This is a genomic window from Afipia sp. P52-10 (assembly GCF_000516555.1).
Lineage (GTDB): Bacteria > Pseudomonadota > Alphaproteobacteria > Rhizobiales > Xanthobacteraceae > P52-10.
Window position 1 is genome coordinate 882897 of record NZ_AZSJ01000007.1, and the last position, 25982, is coordinate 908878.

Sequence of the window (25982 nt, forward strand, 5' to 3'; positions counted from 1 at the left end):
TCTGAAGGCCCGCGTCCCACGCGGGCCTTTTCTTTTGCGCAGCATTCTTGTTGCGGCGCGAGATTTCCAACTGTGTCGAAGCGCGCGCTTGCCGAAACCGACAGCGGCGCTAATCTCATCAAAAAATGAAAAATGATGAGGGAGGTTGGAATGCCGCTGGCGCGAGTCTCTGCCATCCTGGTTGCTGCGATCGCCATCGCAAGCAGCACAGCCCTTGCCGAGCCGGGCTATCCCTCCAAACCGCTCACTTACATCGTGCCCTTCCCGCCCGGCGGCGTCACCGACAACGGCGCCCGCGCCGTCGCCAAGGTCCTCGGTGAAAAGCTCGGCCAGCCCGTGATCGTCGATAACAAACCCGGCGCCGGCGGCATCGTCGGCTCCGAATATGTGCTGAACGCGAAGCCGGACGGCTACACCTTCATGTACGCGCCACACGGCCCGCTCGGCGTCTTCGCCTATCAATACAAGAAGCTGTCATTCGACCCGCTCACGGCGTTTACGCCGGTGCACGGCATGGCATCCTCACCGATGCTGTTCATGGTGCGCGCGGACGCGCCCTACAAGACGTTCAAGGAACTCGTCGAGTACGCGAAGAAAAACCCCGAAGGCATCAATTACTATTCGACGGGGCCCGGCTCCGCGAACCATCTGGTCTCGGAAATGCTGCAGAAGGCCGGTGGCTTCAAGATGACGCAGGTGCCCTACAAGGGAACCGGTCCGGCCATGACCGATCTGCTCGCGGGCGTCATTCAGGTGGTGTGGGAATATCCGGTAGTGATGAAACCTTACATCGAGGCGGGCAAACTGCGCGCGCTCGGCATCACCAGCGAGCAGCGCATGCCGATCCTACCCGATGTTCCCACATTCGCTGAGCAAGGTTATCCGGAAGCCATATTCACCGCCTGGTCGACCATCGCAGTCTCAGCCCAGACGCCAAAGCCGATCGTCGACCGGCTCGCCAAGGCCTATAGCGAGACCCTCGATGATCCATCGGTGATCAAATACTTCGAGGATCAGGGCGCAGGTATCCTGCAAGGCTACTCCGGCGACAAGCTGCGCAAGTTCGTCGATGCCGAGAACGTCAAGCTCAAGGAGCTGATGGAGCGCGCGGGTATCGAACCGCAATAGCGCCGCCCTGCGGTCCACCCGCGCAAGCACGCCGAGAGCTCTCGCAACAATGGACGATCCGATCCAATCGGATGCCCAAGCCGACAACCCAAAGCCCGGATCAGCCGGACAGAGACGAGCAGGACGACCACACAAGACAGCACGTTTGGGGACAGCCGCGATGAGAATGACGACGCTTCTTGCAGGTACTCTTTCTATTTTCGCTTTGACGGATAGCGCATTCGCGGAATCCGCGGAGAATTACCCATCCCGTCCCCTCACCTACGTCGTGCCCGGCGCGGCGGGCGGCATTGTCGACAACGGTGCCCGCTTCATGGCCAAAGTGCTGACGGAGAAGATCGGCCAGCCGGTCATTGTCGAGAACAAGCCCGGTGCGGCCGGAATCGTCGGCTGCGAATACGTGCTGAACGCCAAGCCCGACGGCTACACCTTCATGTACGGATCGCAAGGCCCGCATGGCGCCTACGCCTATCAGTACAAGAAGCTATCGTTCGATCCCTTCACCGCCTTCACGCCAGTCCACGGCATGGCCCATTCGCCGATGCTGTTCGTGGTCAGCGCCGATGCTCCTTACAAAACCTTCAAGGAGCTGGTCGAGTACGCGAAGAAAAATCCCGACGCCATCAACTACTATTCGCCCGGTCCGGGCTCCGCGAGCCATCTGGTATCCGAGTTGCTGCAGGAAACCGGCGGCTTCAAGATGACCCAGGTCACCTACAAAAGCAGCGCGACGGCGATGGCCGATGTCCTCGCCAACACCATTCAGGTGCTGTGGGAATACCCGGTGGTTCTCATCCCGCACATTCAGGCTGGCAAACTGCGCGCCCTCGGTGTCACCAGCGACCAGCGGATGCCGGTGCTGCCCGACGTGCCGACCTTCGTCGAACAGGGCTATCCGCAGGCAGTCTATACCGGCTGGGCAACGATTGCGGTCTCTGCGGCAACGCCGAAGCCGATCGTCGATAAGCTTGCGAAGGCTTACAGTCAGGCGCTCGATGATCCCTCGGTGATCAAATACTTCCACGATCAGGGCGCCGGTATCCTGCAAGGCTATTCCGGCGAAAAGCTGCGCAAGTTCATCGCCGACGAAAACAAGAAATACAAGGATCTCGTCACGCGCGCGAAGGTTGAACCGCAATAGGTGCAATCCGAGCTGATGACACGGGGTCCGCACAACGCGTTGCAAGCAGCTTTTACAAGCCTGAACACGTCCAACGAAACGCGCTCAAAACAATAAATGGGGAGGAAAGCTCGATGAGGATCGCCCGTCTTTTCGCCGGGGCACTGCTGACGGTGGCTGCCGCGACAGGTGCGTGGGCAGAGGACTATCCGTCTCGCCCCCTCACCTACGTCGTTCCGTTCCCACCGGGCGGCGTTACCGATAACGGCGCCCGCATGGTCGCCAAGGTCCTCAGCGAGAAGATCGGCCAGCCGGTCATCGTCGAGAACAAGCCCGGTGCGGCCGGAATCGTCGGCTCCGAATACGTGCTCGGCACCAAGCCCGACGGCTACACCTTCATGTATACTGGCACGGGACCGCTCGGCTCATTCGCCTATCGCTATAAGAAGCTGTCGTTCGACCCGTTTACCGCATTTACGCCAGTGCACGGCATGGCCTATTCGCCAATGCTGTTCGTGGTGCGCGCCGACGCGCCTTACAAGACGTTCAAGGAATTCGTCGAGTACGCGAAGAAGAATCCCGACGCCATCAACTATTATTCCACCGGTCCCGGCGATGGCTTCCATCTGGTATCGGAGCTGTTGCAGCAGACCGGCGGCTTCAAGATGACGATGGTGCCTTACAAGGGCACAGCACCGGCGCTGACGGACCTGTTCGGCGGCGCCATCCAGGCCATGTGGGAATATCCGGTGGTGCTGAAGCCACACATCGACGCAGGAAAACTGCGTGCACTCGGCATCTCCAGCGAGCAGCGCATGCCGCTGTTTAAAGACGTGCCGACCTTCGTCGAACAAGGCTATACGCAGGCGGTATTCACCGGCTGGGCCAGCATCGCCGTTCCCGCCGGAACGCCGCAGCCGATCGTCGACAAGCTCGCCAAGGCTTACAGCGCGACCCTCGATGACCCGACCATTATCAAATACTTCGAGGATCAAGGCGCCGGCATCCTGCAGGGTTACTCCGGCGAGAAACTGCGGGCCTTCGTCGATGCCGAGAACGTCAAGATGAAGGATTTGATCACGCGCGCAGGCGTGCAGCCGCAATAGCCAACAAGCGGCTTGCTCGGCAAGCGATCAGCGACTGTCGGGAGATAGAGATGCGTGCCATCAGGACATCGGTCGGCATTCTGTTCGCTCTGACGCTTGCCGCGCGCGCTGTCGCGGCGGAGGACTATCCGAGTAAGCCGATCACCTGGATCGTGCCGTTCACGCCGGCTGGCCAAGCCGACACGTCTGCGCGAATGCTGGCCAAGACCGTCGGTGAAAAACTTGGCCAGCAGATCATCATCGAGAACAAGCCAGGCGCCGGCGGCATCGTCGGCGCCGAGATCGTCATGGCCGCCAAACCCGACGGCTATACAATCTTCTATGGTTCATCAGGGCCGATGGGCATCCTGCCGAAGCTGCACAAGACCATCTCCTACGATCCGGTCAAATCGTTCGCGCCGATCGCCGCCGTCGCGGTCTCGCCGCTGGTCCTGATGACCGCGCCCGGCAAGCCGTACAAGACGTTTCCCGAATTCGTCGATTATGCACGCAAGCATCCCAATGCGCTGACCTTCTCGTCGGTCGGCATCGGCAGCACCCAGCATCTTGGCGCAGAGCTTCTGTCGATAAGCATCGGCACCAAAATGATCCATGTGCCTTACAAGGGGTCGGCTCCTGCCGTCATCGACCTGCTTGCTGGCCGTATCGACGTCGCCTTCGACAATTATCTTCCGAACAAGGCGCATCTCGATGCGGGCAAGCTCATTCCGATGGCGGTGGCTGCCGAGAAGCGGCTGACCTCGCTGCCCGATGTCCCGACCATTGCCGAACTCGGCTTTCCTGATGTCGTCATGAGCTCCTGGTCGAGCTTTGCGGCCCCGGCAGGAACCCCACAACCGGTCATCGACAAGCTGGCCGATGCGTTTCTGGCTGCGATGGCGGACCCAGCCATCATCAAATTCTACAACGAGTCCGGCTCGACCATTCTGGAGGGGGTGGTCAAGGACAAGGCGCGCGATTTCTACATCAGCGAGGGCGAACGGTTCAAACGCATCATCGATGTCTCCGGCGCCACGCCAGAATAGAACGCCGGCGGACCTAGCGTCGCGTTGTCCGGCTGCGACATTCCGGCATGCTCCCCGGCTCCGTCACCGATTGCCGCTCGCCCGCTGCCCCCGTATGCTCCCGCGCGGCGGCCGGCCCGAACGAGGCTGGCCGGAACTGGAAACGTTACCAATTGCGGGAATACATGATGAACTTCCATAAGACGCTGGCAGGCGCATTGTTGCTGGCGGCCCTCGCTTCGAACGCCGCGGCGCAGGATTTTCCGAATCGTCCTGTCACCTGGGTCGTCCCCTTCACGCCCGGCGGCGTCACCGACACAGGCGCACGCGTCGTCGCCAAGGCCTTCTCCGAGACCCTTGGCGTCAGCGTGATCGTCGAGAACAAGGGGGGCGCCGGCGGCATCGTCGGCACCGAATTCGTCGCCCAGTCGAAGCCCGACGGCTACACGATCCTATACGGCTCGTCCGGCCCGATGGCGACTAATCCTTATCTCTATAAGAAAATCTCCTACGACCCGTTGAAGTCGTTCTCGCTGATCCACACCATGTCGGAGTCACCGATGATCATGGTCGTGAACCCGAACACGCCGTACAAGACCGTCGCCGAGTTCGTCGAATACGCCAAGAAGAACCCGAACAAGATCAACTTCGGTTCGTCGGGCGCGGGCACCAGTCCGCACCTGGTCGGCGAGCTCTTGCAGCAGGAGGCCGGCATCAAGCTGACCCACGTCCCCTATAAGGGCTCCTCTCCGGCGGTCGTTGATTTGCTCGCGGGCACGGTCGATGTGATGTTCGACTACGCTGTCGTCGTGAAGCCGCACATCGATTCAGGCAAGCTGCGGGCCCTGGCGGTCACCAGCAGCGACCGGATGAAGATCCTTCCCACCATTCCGACGCTGAAGGAATCCGGCTATCCCAATGCCGTGCTGGCGGGATGGTCCACCATCGTCGCCGCCAAGGATACGCCGCAGCCGATCGTGGACAAGCTTGCCAAGGCATTCGGCGAAGCGCTGAAGAAACCGGAGGTCGTCAGCTATTTTGAAACCAACGGTTCGGCGATCATGCCGCCCTTGACCGGAGACAAACTCACCGAATTCATGGTTTCCGAAAACAAGAAGTTCAAGGGCCTGGTCGAGAAGTCCGGCGCCAGCGCAGAATAAACGCTTCAAAGGCAGCTCCCGAAATTCGGTAGCTGCCTTTTTCGTCAGGTGGGCAAGAACCTGCCCGGCGACCGACAATGCGGCCGTTCATAAAACAAGATCATACACGGTCGTACAGGGAGGATCTGATGAGGGCGTTCGTTTCGTACGTTGCTGCCGCCGCGTTGTTCGTTACGGGGATAAGTCATGCCCGTGCCGACAGTTATCCGAACCGGCCCATTACCTGGGTGATCCCTTCCGGCGCGGGCAGCGCCAGCGACGCCAATGCGCGCGTCGTCGCCAAGGTGCTTGGCGACAAGCTCGGTCAACCGATCCTGATCGACAACCGGCCCGGTGCGGGCGGCATCGTCGCCGCCGAATTCGTCGCTCAGGCCAAGCCCGACGGCTACACCATGCTTTACGCGACCTCAGGCCCCGTCGCGACCTTCGCCGCCTTCTACAAGAAGCTCTCCTATCAGCCGCTGCAGGCGTTCGTGCCGGTACACGGCTTCCTCGACACGAGCTTCGTGCTCGTGGCGAATGCCACGAAACCATACAAGACCATCGAGGCGTTCGTCGATTATCTGAAGAAGAACCCCGGTAAGGTCAATTATGCCTCGCAAGGCACGGCAACCACTCCCCACCTGTCCGGCGAGCTGTTCCAGATGGCGACCGATACCAGAATGGAGCATGTGCCCTATAAGACCGCAGCCAATTTTTATGCGGACCTGTTGGCGGGCAACGTCGATGTCGTGTTCGACTACGGTGCATCCGTAAAACCGTACATCGAGACCGGCAAGGTGCGACCCATCGCTACCACCGCCGCCACACGGCTTAAGAACTTTCCGGACGTACCCACGCTGAAGGAGCGCAACATCGACATGGTGTTCGGTGGCTGGTCGTGCATCGTCATGCCCGCCGGCACGCCGCCCGATGTCGTCAACACGATGTCCGCGAAATTTGCCGACGCGATGCGCGATCCGACGGTCGTGCAGTTTCTCGACGCGAATGACTATGGCACCCTCACCCATCTCGGCCCCGCCGACCTGAAAGCCTTCATCGCCAGCGAGATCGAGCGCTTCAAGAAGCTGGCCGACAAGACCGGCATCAGTCTCGACTGACGGCGCGCGGAGGAAATGATGAGACGACTGCTCGCGTTCGGTGTCGTGCTATGCTCCCTTGCCGCGTCGCCTACCTCGGCGGAGGCACCGTATCCCAGCCGGCCGGTCACCTGGATCGTGCCGTTCAGCGCCGGCAGCGTCTACGACAACACGGCCCGGATCATCGGCAAGGTGCTCGGCGACAAGCTTGGCCAGCCGGTGATCGTCGAAAACAAGCCGGGCGCATCCGGCATCATCGGCACCCAGCTCGTGCAGCAGGCGAAGCCGGACGGCTACACCATGCTTTACTCCGGCGTGTCGCCGCTGGCGATCTATCCGTGGCTCTACAAGAAACTGCCCTATACGCCGTTGACCTCGTTCGTGCCGGTCAACGGCGTCTTCGATACAACGCCGATCCTCGTCGTCAACGCCGCCAAGCCATACGAGACGGTCAACGCATTCGTTGATTACCTGAGGAAGAATCCGGGCAAGGTCAATTATGGCGCGACCCTAGGTGGCCTCGTGCATCTCACCGGTGAGATGCTGCAGGTCGCCACCGGCACCTCGATGCAGGTGGTACCCTATACCGATTTCGCCAAACTCTATGCCGACCTGATCTCCGGCACCATCGACGGCATGTTCGACTTTACCGCGACGATCCGCCCCTATGTCGAAGCGGGCAAGGTGATCCCGCTGGCGGTAGCAAGTGTGCAACGCCTCGACGCATTTCCGAACGTGCCGACCTTCAAGGAGAGCGGCATCGACGTGACCATGACGGCCTGGGCCATCGTCGTGATGCCGGCCGGCACGCCCTCCGGCATCGTCCAGCGGATGTCGACAGCATTCGCCGAGACGATGCGCGACCCGGCCGTGGCCAAATATTTGGAGCAGAACAACTTCGGCAATCTTGGCGACCTTGGTCCGGAGAAGCTGCGCGAGTTGATCGTCAGCGAAACCGCGAAGTACAAGGTTCTGGTCGAGCGCTCTGGCGTGAGTGTCGAATAATGTGCGCCTCTGCCTCGACCGCATCACGCCCGACGCCGGCGGCGATCCCGTGATCCGATAATGACAACGATAAGAACCACCAAAGAGTGAGGAAGACCCATGAAGCGAGCCGTTACACTATCCGCCGCGCTGATCGCGGCGGCATTGTCGCTGACGACAGCCGGAGCCCAGCAGCAAGCGCCCTACCCGAACCGCCCAATCACCTGGGTCGTCCCCTTCGGGGCCGGCGGCGTCACCGACAACAGCGCCCGCTTCGTCGCCAAAGTCCTCGGCGAGAAGATCGGCCAGCCGATTGTCATCGACAACAAGCCGGGCGCCGCAGGCATTGTCGGCACCGAATCCGTCGCCCAGGCCAAACCGGACGGCTACACGATGCTCTACGGCTCGTCGGGGCCGATGGCGACCTTCGTGTCGCTCTACAAGAAGCTGCCCTTTACACCGCTGAAGTCGTTCGCACCGGTCAACGGCATGGCCGATTCCTCGCTGCTGCTCGTGGTCAACTCCTCACGGCCCTACAAAACCGTCGAAGAGTTCATCGACTACCTGAAGAAGAATCCGGGCAAGGTAAATTACGGTTCCTCGGGTGCCGGTACGGCACCGCATCTGATCGGCGAGATGTTTCAGATCGCCACCGGCACGACGATGACTCATGTGCCCTATAAAGCATCATCCAACCTCTATGCCGATCTGATCAGCGGCACGATCGACGCCGTATTCGACTACACCGTGGTCATGCGCCCGCATATTGACGCGGGCAAGGTCATTCCGTTGGGCATCTCCCGGGAGGACCGGCTGAAGAGCTTCCCGAACGTTCCAACATTTAAGGAGCGCGGTCTGGACGTCGTGCTGACGGCGTGGTCGTCGATTGTCATGCCGGCTGGCACACCACCCGAGGTCGTCAACAAGATGTCGGCCGCGTTCCAGGAGACCATGCGCGATCCTGCGGTGCTCAAGTACGCCGAGGAAAACGACTTCGGCAATCTCGGCCATATGGGACCGGACAAACTGCGCGAATTCATGGTCAGCGAGACCGCGAAATTCAAGGCTCTTGTCGACAAGGCCGGCGTCACGCTGGATTGAAATTAGGCGCGTCATGCGCCAAACAGCGCCCAGCGCGGCGATGGCCGGAAGCCAGCGTTTCCGGCCAAGAATCGCGTTCAAACACCAGCAAAAGGGCCTTCCGCGAGCGGCAGTACGCCGCCCGTGGACCTGTGCCTACACAAATGGCCGAACGCGCCTGACGCGCGCGCGGCCCAAGGAGAAAAAACAATGAAATCCGTCCCGTCGCTTGCCATCGCGCTGGTTGCGCTTGGTCTTGCCGGCTCCGCTGCCGATGCACAGACCTATCCGGAACGTCCGATTACGTGGGTGATCCCCTTCGGTCCGGGAACCGTCACTGACAACAGCGCCCGTGTGGTCGCAAAGGCTCTCGGCGACAAGCTCGGCCAGACCGTGCTCGTGGAAAACAAGCCCGGCGCCGCCGGAATCGTCGGCACGGAATACGTCATGAACGCAAAACCGGATGGCTACACGTTCCTGTATGGCTCGTCGGGCCCGATGGCGACCTACACCTCGCTTTACAAGAAGCTGTCCTACTCGCCGCTGAAGTCGTTCACGCCCGTCCACGCCATGTCGTCATCGCCGCTGGTGATGGTGGTCAACAGCGAAGGTCCGTTCAAGACGTTGAAGGATTTCATCGCCTACGCGAAGGCCAATCCCGAGAAGATCAACTTTGGGACCTCGGGGGCAGGAACGAGCCAGCATCTGACGGGCGAGCTGCTACAGATGGCCGCAGGTTTCAAGATGACTCATATTCCCTACAAGTCGGGCGGCGCGCAGATGGTGGATCTGCTCGGCGGTAACATTCAGGTGATGTTTGATTATCCGTCGGTGGTGAAGCCGCAGATCGAAGCCGGCAAGTTGCGCCCGCTCGGTATCACCAGCGCACAGCGCCTCAAGAACTTGCCGAACGTTCCGACCATGATCGAGCAAGGACTGCCCGAGGTTGAGATCTCCGCGTGGTCGGCGATCATGTTGCCCGCAAACGCCCCGGCAGACGTCACTGAAAAACTCGCGAGCGCGTTCAAGGCCGCCATGAAAGACCCGACGGTGACTGCCTATTTCGACAGCACCGATTCCATTCCGCTCACGGATATCGGGCCAAAGGAACTACCGGCGTTCATCGAAAGCGAAACCGCAAAATTCAAAACGCTGGTTGAGAAGTCCGGCGCAAGTGCGGATTGATTGCAACGCATCATGAATGCGCCAAGCCGGTTTCGAGCCGGCTTGGCGCCGTTCCTTACATCGAGCTGACACCCATCACGATTGACTTTCCGGCGCCGGTGCAGGATGTGGAAACGATTCAATCGTCGGACCGGCATGGGTCGCCCGCGGATTGGACTGCGGTCCCGGACACTTGTCCCAGGCATCGTGCAATCACGGGAGAAATGTCGGCCGAACCTGTCGTTGCGCGTAGGCGTTCCAATATTCGGACCGATCTATTCGCACAAGCGAAAGCAACATTGAGCCTTGCCCATCACGACGATGGCCTTTAGCGTGCGGCCAATTTCGCCCCGCGAAAGCCTTTGCGAGCGATGGACTACAAAGCCACGATCAACGTGGCAATTCGGAGGACGCTGATGACATTGAAGACCGCCCTGGCCGCACTCTCTGCGGTCGCGTGTTTGTCGGTTGCAAGCACAGGGGCTTTCGCCGACACGTATCCGAGCAAACCCATCATGTGGGTCGTGCCGTTTACGCCCGGCGGAATTACCGACAACGGTTCGCGCATGATCGCAAAGATCTTGAGCGAGCGGATCAACCAGCCGGTTCTGGTGGAAAACCGTCCGGGTGCTGGTGGTGTCGTCGGTACCGAATACGTCGCCCGCTCCAAGCCAGACGGCTACACGATGGTCTATGGCACAGCCGGCACGATCGCGGCCAATCCAGTCCTCTACAAGAATCTCTCATTCGATACGCGCAAGGATCTCGTGGCGGTCCACGGCATGGCGGAATCGCCGGTGGTGATCATCGTCAATCCCCAGCGGCCCTATAAGACCGTTGCCGAGCTCATCGAGTACGCGAAGAAGAATCCGGAAAAGGTCAATTACGCCTCCGCCGGCGCCGGCACCACGACGCACCTGTCGGCCGAGCTGTTCCAGCAAGTCACCGGCATCAAGCTGACGCACATCCCTTACAAGGGCTCGATCCCGGCGATGACCGACGTGATCGCGGGCGTGGCCGATGTGATGTTCGACTATCCCGTCACGGTCATGCCGCAGGAGAGCGCAGGCAAGGTCCGGGCGATCGCGACACTCGCACCGCAGCGCCTGGCAGTGATGCCGAATGTTCCGACCATTGCGGAACTCGGCTATCCGGACGCCCAGCTCGGCTCGTGGTCCGGAATCTTCGTTGCCAAGGATACGCCCGCCGAAATCGTCGCCAAGCTTGGCAGCGAGTTCGAACAGGCGTTAAAGGACCCGGCCGTGGTGAAATATTTTGCCGATAACGGTCAGGTCATTCTCACGGACATGACCGCGGACAAGTTCAACCCCTTCATCGACAAGGAAATGGTGAAGTGGAAGAAATTGATCGATGCGTCGGGGGCGAAAGCGTTCTAAAGCGTACCTCCGAAAGGCGGGACAACCTTTCGGGATCATGCTTTAGGGCACAGGGGACAAGTCGGGGAATCCGGTTCGGCTGAACTGGCGCCAAGGCGGGTCAACGAGAGTGCCGGCTTGCAGGATCTGCACGTCGGTTTCGATCTAGGGTAATGCTGTGGTTCGCCCAGGCGGACACAGCGTGGGTTGTCTAGGGGATAGTCACAATGCTGATCCGTAACCAGCGCGCCTTTGCAGCGGGCGTGCTCTTCCTGGCAGTTGCAATTTTCTACTTCGCGATGTCATTCAACTATGTGCACGGCACCGCCGCGCGCATGGGACCAGGCTTCTTCCCGAAGATGGTCAGCATCGCGCTCGCCGCCGTCGGCCTCATCGTTCTGCTCGGCTCCGTTGCACCGAAGGCTCACATCGAGAAGCTCGAGAGGTGGGACTTCAAGGGCCTGCTCTGGATCGCCGGTTCAGTCGCGTTGTTCGCAGTCATGCTGCAGCCACTCGGTCTCGTGATCTCGCTCGCAGCGTTGATCATTGTCGCGAGCCTTGCGAGCCCCGAATTCGGCTGGCGCGGCACGGCCGTCAATACGGTCGTTCTCATCATCTTCTGCGTCGCCACCTTCGTCTACGGCATCAACCTGCAGATGCCGGTCTGGCCGACCCTCTTCCGGTGAGTTGGAGTAAGCACCAATGGATCTTTTTAGCCATCTCGCCATCGGCTTCGGCACGGCGTTCAAACTCACAAACCTTGCGTACGCCTTCGTTGGCTGTCTGCTCGGTACGCTGATCGGCGTTCTGCCGGGCCTCGGCCCGCTGACGACGATCGCCATGCTGCTACCGATCACCTACGCGCTGTCGCCCGACGCCGCGCTGATCATGCTGGCCGGCATCTACTATGGCGCGCAATACGGCGGCTCCACAACCGCCATCGTCGTCAACCTCCCCGGCGAATCCTCCTCGGTCGTCACCACCATCGACGGCTATCAGATGGCGCGCCAGGGTCGTGCGGGCGTCGCATTGGCCACGGCGGCGATCGGCTCGTTCTTCGCCGGCTGCGTCGCGACGCTGGCGATCGCAGCACTCGCCACACCGCTCGCGTCGGTGGCGCTGCAGTTCGGCCCGAAGGAATACTTCTCGCTGATGATCCTCGGCTTGCTGCTGGCGACGGTGCTGTCCAACGGCCCGTTCATCGAGGGCGTCGGCATGATTCTGTTCGGCACCCTGCTCTCGCTGACGGGCACCGACGTCAACACCGGCACGCAACGTTTCGCCTTCGATATCCCGCAGCTGTTCGACGGCCTCGACTTCGTGCCGCTGGCGATGGGCATCTTCGGCTTCGCGGAAATCGTGAAGAACCTCGAGCCGCACGAGGAACGGACGGTGATGAGCCAAAAGATCACCAATATGTTCCCCACCAAGGACGACTTCCGTCGCATGGCGCCGGCGATCCTGCGCGGCACCTTCCTCGGCTCGCTGCTGGGCATTCTGCCGGGCGGCGGCGCCGTGCTCTCCTCCTTCGCCTCCTACACGGTGGAGAAGAAGCTCTCCAAGACGCCTGAGCAGTTCGGCAAGGGCGCAATCGAGGGTGTGGCGGGTCCGGAAGCGGCCAACAACGCCGGTGCCCAGACCTCGTTCATCCCGCTGCTGACGCTCGGCCTGCCGTCGAACGTCGTGATGGCGCTGATGGTCGGCGCGATGACGATCCACAACATCCAGCCGGGTCCGCAGGTGATGACCAAGAATCCGGAACTGTTCTGGGGTCTGATCGCCTCGATGTGGGTCGGCAACCTGATGCTGATCGTCCTCAACCTGCCGCTGGTCGGTCTGTGGGTGAAGCTGCTGACGATCCCGTATCGCTATCTCTATCCGGCGATCATGGTGTTCTGCTGCATCGGCGTGTATTCGCTGAAGAATGACACCTTCGAGGTCTATGAGGCGGCCCTGTTCTGTATCTTCGGCTACCTGCTGATCAAGCTGCAGCTGCCGCCGGCACCGCTGCTGCTCGGCCTGGTGCTGGGTCCGCAGATCGAAGAGAACTTCAGACGCGCGATGCTCTTGTCACGCGGCGATGCGACGGTTTTCTTCACCTCGCCTCTGTCGGGCTCGCTGCTGGCGATCGCCGCCATCGCCGTGATCCTGATCGCGCTGCCGCAAATCAGGGCCACACGCGAAGAGGCCTTGAAAGAATAGCCACCGAAGAGACATGGTGGCAGCGGGGATTTGGCTTCAAACACCTGCTTTAAGATTTCCGATAGCCCGGCATGACACCATGCCGGGCTATCGGCTTTTTGGACCAAAGCGTCTAAAGTTCGCAGGACGTAGGGCCGTTACGCTCATGAGGACTTCGCCGGCATGCAACTGTCATCGTTGACCCCCTCGCCGATTCTGCAGACGTTCAGGTACAGCGATCTCGACGAATTCCGTCAGGCCTATCGCAACATGGACGTCCACTTCACACCGACCTGCCGGACGGCTGCTCCGGAACAGGCGATCCTGTCGCTGCCCGGATGCGACATCTACCTCCTGAAGACCTTTCCGCGCATTCTGGATGCGGGGCTACGCGAGGACCACACCTATGTCGGCCTGACGATGCAAGATCCGGCGCCGTTGCGCTTCAACGGAATCATGAAGGATCGCCCCGGCCTGTCGATCGGCCATGGCGGGGCCGGTTACAAAGTCATCGAGGAAGGCGACAGTTTCATTGCCACCATCATCTTTCATCCCGAAGTCCGCCGTCGTGGCTGGCCCTCCAAGGAGCGGATGTTCTGCGCATGTGCCGTCACCGAGGCCGGTGAGCGCAGCCTGCGCTGTCTGATTGCCCAGATCTTCCGGCTGGCCGCCTCTACCAGCACCGACCTGATCGCGACCGGTGCAGCGGAGGGCCTCAAGGAGAGCCTCCTTGCGGCCATCGATACCGCGATTGCCGATCAAGATGCGTTGGAGAAGTTTCGGATCAGCACCGCGAAGCGCTATTTCGATATCGTGCAGAAGATCGAAGCCACGATCAATGAACGGTTTGACTCGCCGATCTATAGCGATGCCCTCGCGACCGAGATCGGCACTTCAGTCCGCACCATGCATAACGCCATGCAGCATATTCGCGGCATGAGCCTGCATCGTTACCTGCGCATGAAGCGGCTATGGTCCGTCCGCAAGCAGCTCCTCTCCGGCGGAGGACAGGCAAGGATCGGCGCCTGCGCGCTCGCAAACGGCTTCTGGCACCTTGGCGAGTTTTCGCAATTCTACCTCAGCCAGTTCGGCGAAACGCCGTCACAGACGGTCGCCCGCGCGCGCTGATGCGATCGGACGTCGATGCGCCGCCCTCGCGCCTTGGCGCGTTGCTGGACGCGATCTTTTTTTCCGAAAACCGCTACTCTTTGCGCCGCTACATGCGGATCGTTCCGGCATCTCTCGCTTGGTCCGCGGCCTATTCCTCTTGTCTCCCGCCACGGGTTGCGCAACTATGGAACCGGGTCTGGGGATTAATACGATGCGTTATAGTTACGTCGGAGTGGCAGCGTTAGCTGCAACGATACTGAGCGGCTGCGTCACAACGGAAACTGTATCTTTCCGGGCAAGCAATCCGAACCAACAAGCGATCATTCGTGACGGCAGAAGTGCTCTGGTGTCGCGGCAGAAGAGCTCCCTGGTCATGGTCGGACCTGCCTCTCGTCAGATCGCAGCTGGAGGTCGGCCGGTTTTCGTCGTTGGCATCAACAACCTGTCCAACGCGCCGGTCAATTTCCTGATTTCGCAGGTAGAGGCCTCGCAACTGGTCGGCGGGCAAGCCTATCCCATGCAGGTCATTCCGTACGAAACTTTGGTTCAAGAAGAGCGAAACAAGCAAGTCGCGATGGCGATCATTGCCGGTGTCGCCGCTGGCGCCAACGCTTATGGAGCATCACGTGCCGGGTACGGCAGTTACACCACGCCGAGCGGACGACACGGGACCTTCTATAGTCCGACTGCTGCCGCGATCGCGCAGAACCGCGCCGCCGATCAGAACGAAGCGATGATCTCCGCCACCATCGAGCAAGGGCGGCAAAATCTCGCAATGCTCGAACAAGGGGTCATCAAGGATAACACTCTGATGCCCGGCGAGTGGTATGGCGGCCAGCTTCATCTGACCCCTCCGGTCGACAGCGCAGGCGGCGCAGCAAAGAATTACGTGCTTACGTTGCTTGTCGGCAACGATCGGCATGTTATCGACATATCGCAGGGACCCGCTCGCTAGACCCTGCAATCCGTCGTCCTCACTCACCTTCCCAATAGTCGGTGATCTCGTCCTCCCGACCGATGAAGGCGAACATCTGCGGCTTGCCATCCGTCCCCGGTGGATACTTGGCGAGGATGCCGAACTTGCCGGTGTCCGGATATTCGACGTGATCCGGTGAAAGCTGGGTGCTCACCGCGAGGTACCGCAACTCCTCCGTTCCGGTGTTGATGATCTGGTGCGCGGTATCGCTGCCACCCACCGGGCATGCGATGAAGTCGCCCGGGCGGATCGGAAAGGTATCAAGGCCGATGCGCACTTCGCCTGTGCCCGCCAGCACGAAGAACATCTCTTCGTTCGCCCGATGGTTATGGAACGGGAATGCCCGCATCCCCGGTGGAACCGCGGTGATGTTATAACCGAGCTGCCGCGCACCGATCCGAGCGCCGATATGCCCCATCTTCGCATCGTAGCGCTGCGCAGCAGGACCGGTCGCGGCATATTCCGGTGGCCGGGGCATCAATTCGATATCCGCTAGATTGACGATCGGCTTCGTCATGATCCTTCCCTCGCTTGCAGCCTGCGCCAGGCCCGCTGGCCCGCTTTCGGAAGGGTTCTAGCGGACCATACCTGTCAGATTCTGTCAGGTTGATCTAAGCTGGCGTCATGAAAGCCAGCCGTCTTCTTTCGATCCTCACCACCCTGCAGGCGCGCGGGCGGGCGACCGCGACCGAGTTAGCCTCGGAAAACGAGGTATCGTTGCGCACTATTTATCGAGACATCGATGCCTTGAGTGCCGCCGGGGTTCCTGTTTACAGCGAGCGCGGGGCCGACGGCGGCTATCGCCTGCTCGACGGCTACCGCACGCGGCTGAACGGCCTCTCCGCGAAGGAAGCAGAAGCCTTGTTCATGATCGGCCTTGCCGGCCCGGCCGCCGATCTGGGGCTCGGCGCGGTGATGGCGACCGCGGAGAACAAGCTGCTCTCGGCGATCCCTGCCGCGCTCCGGGACAGCGCCGCGCAAACCCGTGGCCGGTTTCATCTCGACGCCCCAGCCTGGTTCACGGAGGCCGAGCAGCCCGCACATCTGCCCGACATCGCCAATGCGGTCTGGGAGCAACGTGCGCTGCGGATCCGCTACCAAAGCTGGAAGGGCGAAAAGCATCGCGTGGTCGAGCCGCTCGGCATCGTGCTCAAGAGCGGCGCGTGGTACCTGGTCGGTCAGGTCGACGGCACGCCCCGCACCTATCGCATCTCACGCATCCTCGATCTCACCGTTCTGGATCAACCCTTCGAGCGCCGCGCCGATTTCGATCTCGAAGCCTACTGGCGCGCGGGGACCCAGCGACTGGAGGCAGACCTGCATCAGAACCGGGCGGTCGTCAGCCTCTCGCCCATGGGCATCAAACTGTTGGATGCGTTCGTGCCGCCCTTCGTCCGCGCGTCGATGCAGATCGAGGACACGGCGAATGCAAAGGGCTGGCGCAAGGCGACAATGCCGGTCGGCTCGAACTGGCAGGCCTGCGTGCAGATGCTGCAGTTCGGCGCCGAGATCGAGGTGCTCGATCCACCCGATCTGCGCGCGCAGATGACCGAAATCGCCACGGCCCTGCACGCGACCTATGCCCGGCAGACCGGTACCCGGCTGACGGAGCCGGGCACCGTGCCTTCACGCGACGCTCGCGAGCGCCCTTTGGATGGCCCGCTCGACCGGCGACGCCCCTAGCCCCAAGAATCCGGCATCTCCTTAGGAAGCAACGGCGGTTGCGCCAGAAAGCGCGGGCGCGTGCCGTGGTGAGGTTGCGCCGCATGCACCAGGAACGGATGGCAGAGGTACACCGTGCCCGCCTGCCCCGTCGCAAGCAGCTCGCGGCAATGCGCCGTCTCGCCAAAGCCGTTCGCAGCAAGTTCACGCAACGACAACCCCTCCTCACCCGCAGGCGCCAGCATGCGCGCGATCTCACGATGCGAACCCGCACGAATCCGCGTCGGCGCATCGTTCTCACCGACATCGGAGAACAGCATCAGCAGCAACAGCGCGCGCCCTCGCGAGGCGACATTCGCCCGCCAATCGAGGAAGTCCGGCTTGTCGAAACCGAAGCTGACATCGATATGCCAGCCCGCGTCGCCAGGATCGTCCGGCGACGGGAAACGCACCGGAAAGGTACCAACGCTCATGCACGGACGCCACCGTCCCTCGCCCACGAGCTCGTCGAAGGCGGCGTGCAGAACCGGTGTATTCGCCGCCGCGATGAACGGCGGTAACGAATAGTGTCCGAGTCGGATCACAGGCTTCGTCCAGGTCGCCTTGTCGTCCTGAGCGCAACCCGTGTCGCGCCACAGGATCGCGCGAGCCTCATCGGCGACCGTGCGTGGAAAGGCATCGTCGAGCCGGACGAAGCCTTCATCGATGAAATAAGCAATCTGCGCGTCGCTGAGCACGCGTTTTGCGTTGCCACGCTCTGAATTGCCAGATTCTGAATTACCAAGCTCTGAATTGACGGGCGTCGGCATGATAAAGTCCATCGCTGATGGCCAGCATTGAAAGCGCTCAAACATGGAGCGTTGCTGACCGGATTGATCTTCAGGGCGCCGTTCAAGCGCCCATTTCCAGGCTCGCGCGCGAACGCGCGTATCACGCCAGGAAGAAGACCGAAGCGATGGATGCGCACATCATCATAGCGCGGCCATTATGAAGCAACGGCCCCACGTTTCAAGTCGTCGCGCTTGATGAACGCCCGCTAACCGAGAGCGCGTGCTGCTTCATCGATGAGCGCGGACACCGCATCGGCGTGACTGGCCAACGAAGCATGGCTCGCTGGGAGCGAGATCGTCTTCCTTGGCTTGATGCGCTCAGCCATCCACTGCTCGGTTTCCGGAGGGATCATGCGATCATCTGCGGACACCTGATACCAGCTCGGCTTGTTTTTCCAGGCTGGCGGGCCAGACTTGTCCTTGAAGCAACGACCCGCGATCGGCTTTTGCGCGGCTGCCATAACCAGCGCATCGGTTTCCTCCACATCCTGGCAGAAGCTTTCGCGGAATTTGTCGCGAAGGATCCACAGAAAGCCGTCCTTATCGGGCCGTATATTCGCAGCACCTGGTGGCGGCTCGCGCCGCCCGAAGATGCTGCCAAGGCTGTCGCCTTCGTCGGGCGCAAAGGCTGCTATGTAGACGAGGCCTGCAGCATTCGGCACATGTCCGGCACCCGTGATCACGGCACCACCATACGAATGACCGACCAGCAGGGTCGGTCCGTCCTGGGCTACGACCAGCCGGCTCGTGCGATCGACGTCATCGACCAGCGAAGTCAGCGGGTTCTGCACTGCGGTGACCTGATAACCCTTGGCGTCAAGCAGCGGAATAACGTGACGCCAATGGGAGCCATCTCCCCAGGCGCCATGAACCAGAACAATGTTCTTGAGAGACATCGGCACCTTTCCCCTATTGTCATGCAACCTAGTGTTGCAAGCCGCCATCGTGTGGCCTGCAACAATCGCCACCCCGCTCTCCAAGTTCCCGCACCGGAACATTTCTGCTGCGCGTCCGAACGCGATTGCCTCCCGCCGCCCACAATGCAAGCTGCGCAATGACTGCGCCGCAAAAACGATCGCAGCGAGGGACGAAACGGCGAAGCTGGGAGAAACAGGTGCAATGCTGGACGATTCAAAAGTGCTGGCGGCGGTCGAGGCTCGGTTCGTCAGCGCGGTCTCCCCGACGGCACCGCGCATCATGGCGGGCGGCCATCCCTGCCAGGGCCTGTACTGGACGCCGAAGGGAACACCGCGACCACGCATTGCCCTGATTGCCGCGCACTACAATGTGGACTTCGCCGAGCACTACTTCGCGCCCTACGTCGCCTCGCGTGGTTTGGGATTCCTCGGCTGGAACACGCGCTATCGCGGCTTCGAAGACCAGTTTCTGCTGGAGCACGCGCTGATCGACATTGGCGTCGGCGTGCGTTGGCTGATCGAAGAGGCCGGCGTGGAAACCGTGGTGATCTTCGGAAATTCTGGCGGCGGGTCGCTGATGGGCGCCTATCAGGGCGAAGCCATCGCCTCGACCATGGCCGGCGGCTTGAAGGGCGCAGGCCATGAGGCATTGGCATCGCTGCCGAAGGCGCAGCTTTATGTGTCCAGCAATGCCCATGTCGGGCGCCCGGAGGTGCTGACCGACTGGATGGACGCATCGGTGACCGACGAAGGCGATCCGGTGGCAACCGATCCCTCGCTCGATCCTTTCAATCCCGACAACGGCCCGCCCTACTCCGAAGCGTTCATCGCCCGCTACCGCGCAGCCCAGCGCGCACGCAACCAGCGCATCACCGACTGGGCCAAGGCCGAGCTCGCGCGGCTGAATGCCGCCGGGATTCCCGACCGGCTGTTCCCGCTGTTTCGCTGCTGGGGAGATTTGCGCTGCATGGACCCGGCGATCGATCCGTCGGATCGCAAGCCGCGCTGGTGCTACCGCGGCGATCCGGCGGTCGCGAACCGGATGCCGAGCATCGGTCGCGCCAACATGCTCAGAACCTGGCTGTCGATGTGGAGCCTGGAGACCTCGAGGTGCGTTGGCGCGCCGCACCTCGCCAAGTTCGATACGCCCTCCCTCGTCATCCAGGGAACCGCCGACACCGGCGTCTTTCCCTCCGATGCCCGCCGTATCTATGATGCGATCGGCGCGAAGGACAAGTCGATCCAGTTGATCGCCGGTGAACACTACTTCGAGGATTCCGCGCAGCACCGTCACCACGCGGCCGACGTCGTCTGCGACTGGATCAAAGCCCGCGTCTGAGGCTACTCGGCAAACGGATCGTAGCTGCCGAAATTCCAGATATGGCCCTCGCAATCGGCCACGTCGTAGGCGCGGCCGGGATATCCCTCATTGTCGTACGGGGCGCGGATGATGGTCGCACCTGCCGCTCTCGCCCGTGCCGCGTGCTTGTCAGGATCATCGATCACCGCGCAGATGCATTGGGTGATGCACCCGGCCTCCTTCGGCGTCTTCCAGTTGTAGGCGTCCTTGACCACGCCGGGCCGCTCGCTACCGAGCATGATCATGTTGCCGTCAAGCAGAAGCTGGGCATGGACGACGATCTGCGGATCGCTCTCGTCGGTATAGACAGCGTGGCGCTGAAAGCCGAATGCGTCGCAGAGAAATTCGATCGCCGCGGGAGCATCCTTGTAGCGCAGGCAGGGAATAAGAGCGTGACGTGGCATGGCGTTCTCCTTAGTCCCCGACTAAGCCTATCCTGCCCCTGATATCTTGTACGGATGTAACCTCAGTCCTCGCGGACACCGCCCTGCTCTGGCAACAGCCGGCGGCGAAGTTCGCCGGGACTCATGGCGCTGAACGCCTGGACGTCGCGGCTCATATGGGCCTGGTCATGATAACCGGCATCGAGCGCAAGCACGGCCAGGCCCTCGCGCGGGCGTGCGGCGATCGCAGCCGATAGCCGCTCGAAGCGCGCCAGCCGCCGGTAGGTCTGCGGGCTGAAGCCGGTGAACGCGCCGAAACGATGGGCAAGATGCTTGCGGCTCCAGCCGATCGTGGTGGCGAGGCTCGCAACGGACGGAGCGTCGTCACCCGACAACTGCTCCATCGCCCACAACACTGCACGATCCGGTGTCGCCATATTGTCCAGCCGTTGAATCAGGGAAATCGTCGACAAGATCGAACTGATCCTGCGGATCGCTTGCCGTAACCAGCCGTTCGCCGAGAACGCGTGCGGACCGACCGGCGAGATCCGCCAATGGTGCGACCCGGTTCGCGAGTTCCGCAAGCGGCATGCCACAGACACCCGCCAACGCATGCAGCGGCAGGTGGATGTGTACGCCGCGCTGCGGCCCCAGAGCCCGCGAGATCGACGTCGCGTCGGCGATGCCGCCCACGAATGCCTCTCCCTCGCGCAGCACGATCTCGACGCCGTCGGCACCGGTGATTGCGAGCGGCGCATCGAGCGCGTAGATCAACACCCCCGAGGTTGCGGCAAGTTCGCGCCGGGCCGAGAACGAGGTCGTCCGCTCACGATAACTCGTATAGTGCCCAACGAGACCGCCAAGCGCAGGGGCCGGTGGCGCAGCCACCATCTCCCACATATCGGCGCCATCATCGTAGTGACGCCTGCTCACCGGCCGGCGGTTTCTCATGCATTCAGTTTAGCCCGTGCTGGACAGCTCCGCCATGTCGCCTGCGCAGAGAATACCGGCTATAGGATCCATCATGCGGAGCGAACCTCATGAGTGATCGCCAGTCCCATTGGCAGCGGGTCTACACGACCAAGGGCGAGAGCGAGGTGAGCTGGTTCCAGGAGCGGCCGGACACCTCGCTCGCGATGATCCAGGCCACCGGAGCGGACAAGAACGCGGCCATCATCGATATTGGCGGCGGCGCATCCCGCTTGGTCGACGCCCTGCTGCGGCAGGATTATCGTACGGTCACGGTGCTCGATCTGTCCGAGGCAGCGCTGCAAACGGCGCGCATGCGCCTTGCTGCCGCAAGCGCATCGGCCACGTGGATCGTTGCCGACGTCACCGCATGGCAACCGCCGCGCCGGTACGACATCTGGCATGATCGCGCGGCCTTTCACTTTCTCACCGGCTCTACCGATCGTGACGCCTATATCGCATGTCTCAAGCAGGCGCTGAGCCCCAATGGCCAAGCCATCATCGGCACCTTCGCGCTGGACGGTCCGGAGACATGCAGCGGGCTTGCCGTGCAGCGCTACGATGCACGAAGCCTGAGCCAAACCTTGGGCAGCGATTTCGTGTTGCTCGAAACGCGCACCGAAGCCCACCGCACGCCTTGGCAATCGGTTCAGTCGTTTCAATTCAGCCGGTTTCGGCGGGCTTGAAGCGCCCCCGTATTTGCCACGACAGGCAAGCGCCGTTCAGCCGAACGGCTTCTGCCATTCCATGATGTGGAAGTACGGCACGCGCCGATAGCGGGCGGCCGTTTCCGGATCGCCGCCCGTCGGTGCGGGCTCGGAGAAATGGCACAACTGCAGACCATGGTTGAGGAACAGCGTCATGTAGCGGCTGAGCGGCCGGTGCCAGTTCTGGATGTGGATGCCGCGCCAGCCAACCCAGATCGCACGCTCTTCGAGATAATTGTCGATCGCATAGCGCGCTTTGCCATCTTCGCCCTCGGTCCACCCATCGGGCTGACCAGCCGTACTGAAGCTGTTGAGGTTCGCGATCAGCAGTGTCCCACCCGGCCTGAGCGCCGCAATCATTTTCGCCGCAGCACCGTCGAGATCGGCGATGTCGATCAGGCTCAGGTAGCTGACCACGAGATCGAATGCGCCATCGGCGATGTCGATGGCCTCAGCACGGCCAATGCGATAATCCCCGCCGGGATCGAGTACCCTCGCGCGCGCGATCAGCATCTCAGTGGGATCGATCCCGACCGTCGTGATACCTTGCTGGCGCAGCAGGCGGCAGAATCGCCCCTCGCCGCAGCCAACATCCAGCGCCATCGCAAATCCCCTTCCCCTGACGCGCGCAAGCATCGGCGCATCGAGTACGTATTGGCGGCCGTAGTCGCCATGATCGCCCTGGGCCGCAAGCCAGGCAGCCGCTGATTCGTCCCATCCGTTGAAGGCTGGATCGCTCATTGGATGGCCCCTTAAAGGACTGGTTTGACTGGATTTTTCTGCGGCTAAAGAGGTCGGCAGACAGGTGTCGCGACCGGCCCGGCGGGCAGCCCGTTTGCGACCATCGGACCGACGAGCGGAGCTGAGACTGGCGGAGACGGAGGGATTCGAACCCTCGATAGGGCTTTACAACCCTATAACGGTTTAGCAAACCGCCGCCTTCAGCCACTCGGCCACGTCTCCAGCGTGGCCCCGATATGCCCCACACGGCGGCCTCCCGCAAGCCTCTGATTTGTGGCTATTTCCCGTCAAAACGCATGACTTGTGGGCAAATAACGCTGGCCGCGTCGTCTGGCCGCGGCTTCCCAGGTCCAACAGCGGTTCAGTCAGTCATCCAACTGCACGGCTGTCAGCAGCGAAATCTTCGTTGGGATGCCTGGGTTGATCGTCACCAGCAGCGGATAGGGATCGGGGTTGTCGGCTTCGGAGACCGTGCGCACGCAGAAAAAGCTCGTTTCGCCGCTCGGCTTCACCTCCTCATCCTGAAACGGGTCCAAACGGCTGGCGAGGCAGCGGGCCGCATACTGAACTCTCAGATCATCCGCGGTGGCAGACGAGGCGTACTCCGCGTAGACAAACTTGGAGCGGACATCATCGTCGTCGTAAAGCACTGCGTAGAAGAGCGTATCCGGCAGCGCGGCGTGAATGCCGACACGCCCAACCGACGTGTTCTGCACATGCAGGAAATACCGTGGGTCCCAACGTCCGAATGAACCAGACGGCTTGAACGCGTGCATGAGCAGCGTGTTCAGGATCGCCAGATGCAGCGCGATCGACGCGAGCGAGGCGACCGCGATGCCGGCGATTTGTAACGCCGTACGCACTCTACGTGACGCAGGGACGGAAGCGCCCGTCTCGACACCACCACTCATGCCAAGCCCCCAGCCACGGCATCGGACAGGCCATCACCGAGCCGCCATGCCATGACGGGAAGAAGAGCCTTTGCTAGCTTAACGGCCTCTGAATGAGCCGTTGTATGTCCGAACGCCACTCATCAGCGACATGCCAAGCCTGGTCCGCGGCAGCATCGACGTGGTGCCGTTATCATGCTGCCGGATACTATCCGCGCCGGCATGATGCACGTTCGCTTGAAGCCCGCCATATAAGCGGTAGCCATACACGCGTAGGGATACGCACGACGACACGCACTCGCGACTCATATGGCAGTGCAACGAAACGCTATTTGGCAAGTTCGAACATTTGTGGAAAAGCGACGCCGAGCGTTAGCGCATGACACCAACAAATGGTTCTATCTCCTTGAAGCCCTTCAGAAAGAAAGGGGCTTGGAATGGTGTCGCGTTGAGTTGGCAAGTCGCGGTTTTGAAAATTCTGGCAGCGTCTGAAAATGGCGAGGCCCCGGTCGCGTCGATTACGCGCGATCTCTCTATCCTTGTCTCGGCGAAGGACGGATGGAGCGATCGGCTGCGCCGTTCGATCCCCTCCAATCGCCCGCGCGACATCTTCAGCGATGGCTTGGTGACACGTCCGGCTCGCGGTCGCTGGCGCATCTCGCCGGCGGGCCGCGATTATCTGCGGTCGATCGAAAACCCGTTCGACTACGAAGAAGCCGCCGAATAGCCGGCTCAAAGCTTTCGAACAGCAAACCGCGCGTTCAGGCCGCATTCAGCGCGCCTGCGCGATTGAAACGAGCAGCGGATGCCGATCCGGCTGCGCCGGACGGCCCGCGTTCGATTTCAGAACGGGAGGACTCCTATGACGGAGACGTTTCTCGGAATTCTGTTGAGCGGTCTGTTGGCGACGGCGGTGATCGGACCGGCCCACGCCCAAGGATCAAAGCCCGCCGATCAGGTCACTGCTGAAAAGATGACCAAGCCCGCAGCGTCGGCGAGCACCGAGGCCATCGCCGACAAAGCAGCCAAACCAACCGAGCATGCGACGTCGGACGAAAAGGCCAAGCGCCCGCGCACGGCCTATCAGGAGAAGCTGAAGGAATGCGGCGCCAAGTGGAAGGAAGAAAAGAAGCTGACGGGTGCGAAGGGCCGCGATGCCTGGCAGGCGTTCCGCAGGAAGTGCATGAGCTAAGGGCACCCACCGGAGACATCACAAGATACAGACATGGTCCGGCCACGCCGGGCCATGACTAGCCGGCCAAAGACATCAGGGATCATCTAAGGAAGAGCATTCGGCCATTGGCTGAGAGGCACACAGTGCGACTGCGAACCGAGCCACCGTGAGCCCGAATCCGCACTAAGTCATTGTATTTTCCGTTCATTTTCCGATCCGCATGGGCATAGGCTGCCGTGCGGGCACGCAGATGTTGAATCGGATTTCGCGGGCGGCACTGTAACCGGCCTGCATCCGTCGGTGATCAGAACTTTGGAAAATCTCGACAAGTGCGGGCTCGACGGCGCCAAGGCCGGAGCACTCGAGGGCGTCGGCGAACACGTCAGGGTCGAGGTTCTCACACAGCCGGAAACGGTGGTGAAATCGCGGAAGAGCTTCCGCAAACGGAAATTGAATTCCTGCCGGGTCGGCTTTCGCCGAGAAAACTCTTCGAAATAACGAACCGGCCGCCTGACCTGATGTCTCGCCGACACCCTCTTCGTCGACTTGATCCTTAAACCTGTTCAGCTGACGCTGAACCGGAGCAGGATCTTGTGACGGTGCCGGCGGCAAGCCGCCGGCAATTCCTTGACGGCAAGGCCTTACTTCTTCTTGGCCTTCTTCTTCGTCGCCTTCTTCGCCGTCTTCTTCGCCGTCTTCTTCGCTTTCTTCGCCTTCTTAGCCATGTTGCCCTCCTGAAGTGTGAGATGGCTCGTCAGTGTCGTGCACCTCGCGATTCGAGATGCACTACAATTCGATTACACTAACAGAGCAAAAAAAACACCGTGCGCCTTAAGGAAGTGTTGATGCCTGTGGCTTCGAAGTTGCGCAACGCGATCAAT

At 61.4% G+C, this 25982-nt stretch carries 29 protein-coding genes and 1 tRNA gene; 20 read left to right on the forward strand and 10 right to left on the reverse strand.

All coding sequences use genetic code 11. The features are described 5' to 3' along the window. Positions 1-150 precede the first annotated feature (150 nt). From X566_RS21375 to X566_RS21440, 14 genes are all read left to right on the forward strand, one after another. On the forward strand, positions 151-1128 hold the full coding sequence (locus tag X566_RS21375) for a tripartite tricarboxylate transporter substrate binding protein (protein WP_034471360.1): 978 nt from the start codon (positions 151-153) through the stop codon (positions 1126-1128). Between the two features lie 160 nt (positions 1129-1288). Next, positions 1289-2269: a tripartite tricarboxylate transporter substrate binding protein gene (locus X566_RS21380; RefSeq protein ID WP_160170507.1), complete on the forward strand. Its 981-nt coding sequence runs from the start codon at positions 1289-1291 to the stop codon at positions 2267-2269. A gap of 113 nt (positions 2270-2382) precedes the next feature. Next, complete coding sequence (locus tag X566_RS21385) at positions 2383-3354, forward strand: tripartite tricarboxylate transporter substrate binding protein (protein WP_051444413.1); 972 nt, start codon at positions 2383-2385, stop codon at positions 3352-3354. A gap of 50 nt (positions 3355-3404) precedes the next feature. Next, the gene (locus tag X566_RS21390) at positions 3405-4379 is read left to right on the forward strand and encodes a tripartite tricarboxylate transporter substrate binding protein (protein WP_034471362.1); all 975 of its coding nucleotides are present in this window, start codon (positions 3405-3407) and stop codon (positions 4377-4379) included. Positions 4380-4543: 164 nt separating this feature from the next. Next, positions 4544-5518 carry a tripartite tricarboxylate transporter substrate binding protein gene (locus tag X566_RS21395; RefSeq protein ID WP_034471364.1) on the forward strand — a complete coding sequence of 325 codons (975 nt, stop codon included), beginning with the start codon at positions 4544-4546 and terminating at the stop codon, positions 5516-5518. A gap of 128 nt (positions 5519-5646) precedes the next feature. Beyond that, entirely contained in the window at positions 5647-6618 is a 972-nt protein-coding gene (locus X566_RS21400) for a tripartite tricarboxylate transporter substrate binding protein (protein ID WP_034471366.1), read from the forward strand. Positions 6619-6633: 15 nt separating this feature from the next. Then, positions 6634-7602, forward strand: a complete 969-nt coding sequence (locus X566_RS21405) for a tripartite tricarboxylate transporter substrate binding protein (RefSeq protein ID WP_051444414.1) — start codon at positions 6634-6636, stop codon at positions 7600-7602. A 99-nt stretch (positions 7603-7701) separates the two neighbouring features. Further along, positions 7702-8682, forward strand: coding sequence for a tripartite tricarboxylate transporter substrate binding protein (locus X566_RS21410; protein WP_034471368.1), 981 nt, complete (start codon positions 7702-7704; stop codon positions 8680-8682). A 189-nt stretch (positions 8683-8871) separates the two neighbouring features. Further along, the gene (locus X566_RS21415) at positions 8872-9846 is read left to right on the forward strand and encodes a tripartite tricarboxylate transporter substrate binding protein (RefSeq protein ID WP_034471370.1); all 975 of its coding nucleotides are present in this window, start codon (positions 8872-8874) and stop codon (positions 9844-9846) included. Between the two features lie 395 nt (positions 9847-10241). Beyond that, positions 10242-11222, forward strand: coding sequence for a tripartite tricarboxylate transporter substrate binding protein (locus tag X566_RS21420; protein ID WP_152540011.1), 981 nt, complete (start codon positions 10242-10244; stop codon positions 11220-11222). 206 nt (positions 11223-11428) lie between these two features. Continuing rightward, entirely contained in the window at positions 11429-11887 is a 459-nt protein-coding gene (locus X566_RS21425; RefSeq protein ID WP_034471372.1) for a tripartite tricarboxylate transporter TctB family protein, read from the forward strand. A gap of 16 nt (positions 11888-11903) precedes the next feature. Further along, positions 11904-13403: a tripartite tricarboxylate transporter permease gene (locus tag X566_RS21430; RefSeq protein ID WP_034471374.1), complete on the forward strand. Its 1500-nt coding sequence runs from the start codon at positions 11904-11906 to the stop codon at positions 13401-13403. A 162-nt stretch (positions 13404-13565) separates the two neighbouring features. Beyond that, a complete protein-coding gene (locus tag X566_RS21435; protein WP_034471376.1) occupies positions 13566-14510 on the forward strand; it encodes a helix-turn-helix domain-containing protein in 945 nt (314 codons plus the stop codon). A 193-nt stretch (positions 14511-14703) separates the two neighbouring features. After that, positions 14704-15447: a hypothetical protein gene (locus X566_RS21440; RefSeq protein WP_152540012.1), complete on the forward strand. Its 744-nt coding sequence runs from the start codon at positions 14704-14706 to the stop codon at positions 15445-15447. A 19-nt stretch (positions 15448-15466) separates the two neighbouring features. Here the strand turns inward: X566_RS21440 and X566_RS21445 are convergent, their stop codons facing one another. Continuing rightward, positions 15467-15985, reverse strand: coding sequence for a cupin domain-containing protein (locus X566_RS21445; RefSeq protein WP_034471380.1), 519 nt, complete (start codon positions 15983-15985; stop codon positions 15467-15469). A gap of 107 nt (positions 15986-16092) precedes the next feature. On the opposite strand from X566_RS21445, the gene X566_RS21450 reads away from it, so the two are divergent. Continuing rightward, a complete protein-coding gene (locus X566_RS21450) occupies positions 16093-17151 on the forward strand; it encodes a YafY family protein (protein WP_051444415.1) in 1059 nt (352 codons plus the stop codon). Here X566_RS21450 and X566_RS21455 read toward each other — a convergent pair. Then, entirely contained in the window at positions 17148-17939 is a 792-nt protein-coding gene (locus X566_RS21455; protein WP_173402602.1) for a phytanoyl-CoA dioxygenase family protein, read from the reverse strand. The genes X566_RS21450 and X566_RS21455 overlap by 4 nt on opposite strands. A gap of 17 nt (positions 17940-17956) precedes the next feature. Here X566_RS21455 and X566_RS25105 point away from each other — a divergent pair, with 17 nt between their 5' ends. After that, the gene (locus X566_RS25105; RefSeq protein ID WP_160170509.1) at positions 17957-18121 is read left to right on the forward strand and encodes a hypothetical protein; all 165 of its coding nucleotides are present in this window, start codon (positions 17957-17959) and stop codon (positions 18119-18121) included. A gap of 45 nt (positions 18122-18166) precedes the next feature. Here X566_RS25105 and X566_RS21460 read toward each other — a convergent pair whose 3' ends face one another. Beyond that, positions 18167-18856, reverse strand: a complete 690-nt coding sequence (locus X566_RS21460; RefSeq protein WP_034471383.1) for an alpha/beta hydrolase — start codon at positions 18854-18856, stop codon at positions 18167-18169. Between the two features lie 223 nt (positions 18857-19079). Here X566_RS21460 and X566_RS21465 point away from each other — a divergent pair, with 223 nt between their 5' ends. Beyond that, positions 19080-20216 (forward strand): alpha/beta hydrolase, encoded by a 1137-nt coding sequence (locus tag X566_RS21465; RefSeq protein WP_034472706.1) that lies wholly within the window; start codon positions 19080-19082, stop codon positions 20214-20216. Positions 20217-20218: 2 nt separating this feature from the next. Here X566_RS21465 and X566_RS21470 read toward each other — a convergent pair whose 3' ends face one another. From X566_RS21470 to X566_RS25115, 3 genes are all read right to left on the reverse strand, one after another. Continuing rightward, positions 20219-20641 carry a VOC family protein gene (locus X566_RS21470; protein ID WP_034471384.1) on the reverse strand — a complete coding sequence of 141 codons (423 nt, stop codon included), beginning with the start codon at positions 20639-20641 and terminating at the stop codon, positions 20219-20221. 62 nt (positions 20642-20703) lie between these two features. Beyond that, entirely contained in the window at positions 20704-21015 is a 312-nt protein-coding gene (locus X566_RS25110; protein WP_160170510.1) for a helix-turn-helix domain-containing protein, read from the reverse strand. Next, positions 21005-21553 carry a hypothetical protein gene (locus X566_RS25115; protein ID WP_160170511.1) on the reverse strand — a complete coding sequence of 183 codons (549 nt, stop codon included), beginning with the start codon at positions 21551-21553 and terminating at the stop codon, positions 21005-21007. Before X566_RS25115 ends, X566_RS25110 begins: the two co-directional genes overlap by 11 nt. Before the next feature lie 107 nt (positions 21554-21660). Between X566_RS25115 and X566_RS21485 the strand changes: the two genes are divergently transcribed. Further along, entirely contained in the window at positions 21661-22275 is a 615-nt protein-coding gene (locus X566_RS21485; RefSeq protein ID WP_034471391.1) for a trans-aconitate 2-methyltransferase, read from the forward strand. Positions 22276-22311: 36 nt separating this feature from the next. Here the strand turns inward: X566_RS21485 and X566_RS21490 are convergent, their stop codons facing one another. The 3 genes from X566_RS21490 to X566_RS21500 form a co-directional block, all read right to left on the reverse strand. Then, a complete protein-coding gene (locus tag X566_RS21490) occupies positions 22312-23037 on the reverse strand; it encodes a bifunctional 2-polyprenyl-6-hydroxyphenol methylase/3-demethylubiquinol 3-O-methyltransferase UbiG (protein ID WP_034471395.1) in 726 nt (241 codons plus the stop codon). Positions 23038-23165: 128 nt separating this feature from the next. Beyond that, positions 23166-23259, reverse strand: a tRNA-Ser gene (locus X566_RS21495). Positions 23260-23402: 143 nt separating this feature from the next. Then, positions 23403-23948 carry a hypothetical protein gene (locus X566_RS21500; RefSeq protein WP_152540013.1) on the reverse strand — a complete coding sequence of 182 codons (546 nt, stop codon included), beginning with the start codon at positions 23946-23948 and terminating at the stop codon, positions 23403-23405. Between the two features lie 358 nt (positions 23949-24306). Here X566_RS21500 and X566_RS21505 point away from each other — a divergent pair, with 358 nt between their 5' ends. Both X566_RS21505 and X566_RS21510 read left to right on the forward strand, forming a co-directional pair. Next, a complete protein-coding gene (locus X566_RS21505) occupies positions 24307-24654 on the forward strand; it encodes a hypothetical protein (RefSeq protein WP_152540014.1) in 348 nt (115 codons plus the stop codon). Positions 24655-24789: 135 nt separating this feature from the next. Then, entirely contained in the window at positions 24790-25119 is a 330-nt protein-coding gene (locus X566_RS21510) for a hypothetical protein (RefSeq protein WP_034471399.1), read from the forward strand. Positions 25120-25305: 186 nt separating this feature from the next. Here the strand turns inward: X566_RS21510 and X566_RS24855 are convergent, their stop codons facing one another. Continuing rightward, positions 25306-25713 carry a hypothetical protein gene (locus X566_RS24855; protein WP_152540015.1) on the reverse strand — a complete coding sequence of 136 codons (408 nt, stop codon included), beginning with the start codon at positions 25711-25713 and terminating at the stop codon, positions 25306-25308. Positions 25714-25982 lie beyond the last annotated feature (269 nt).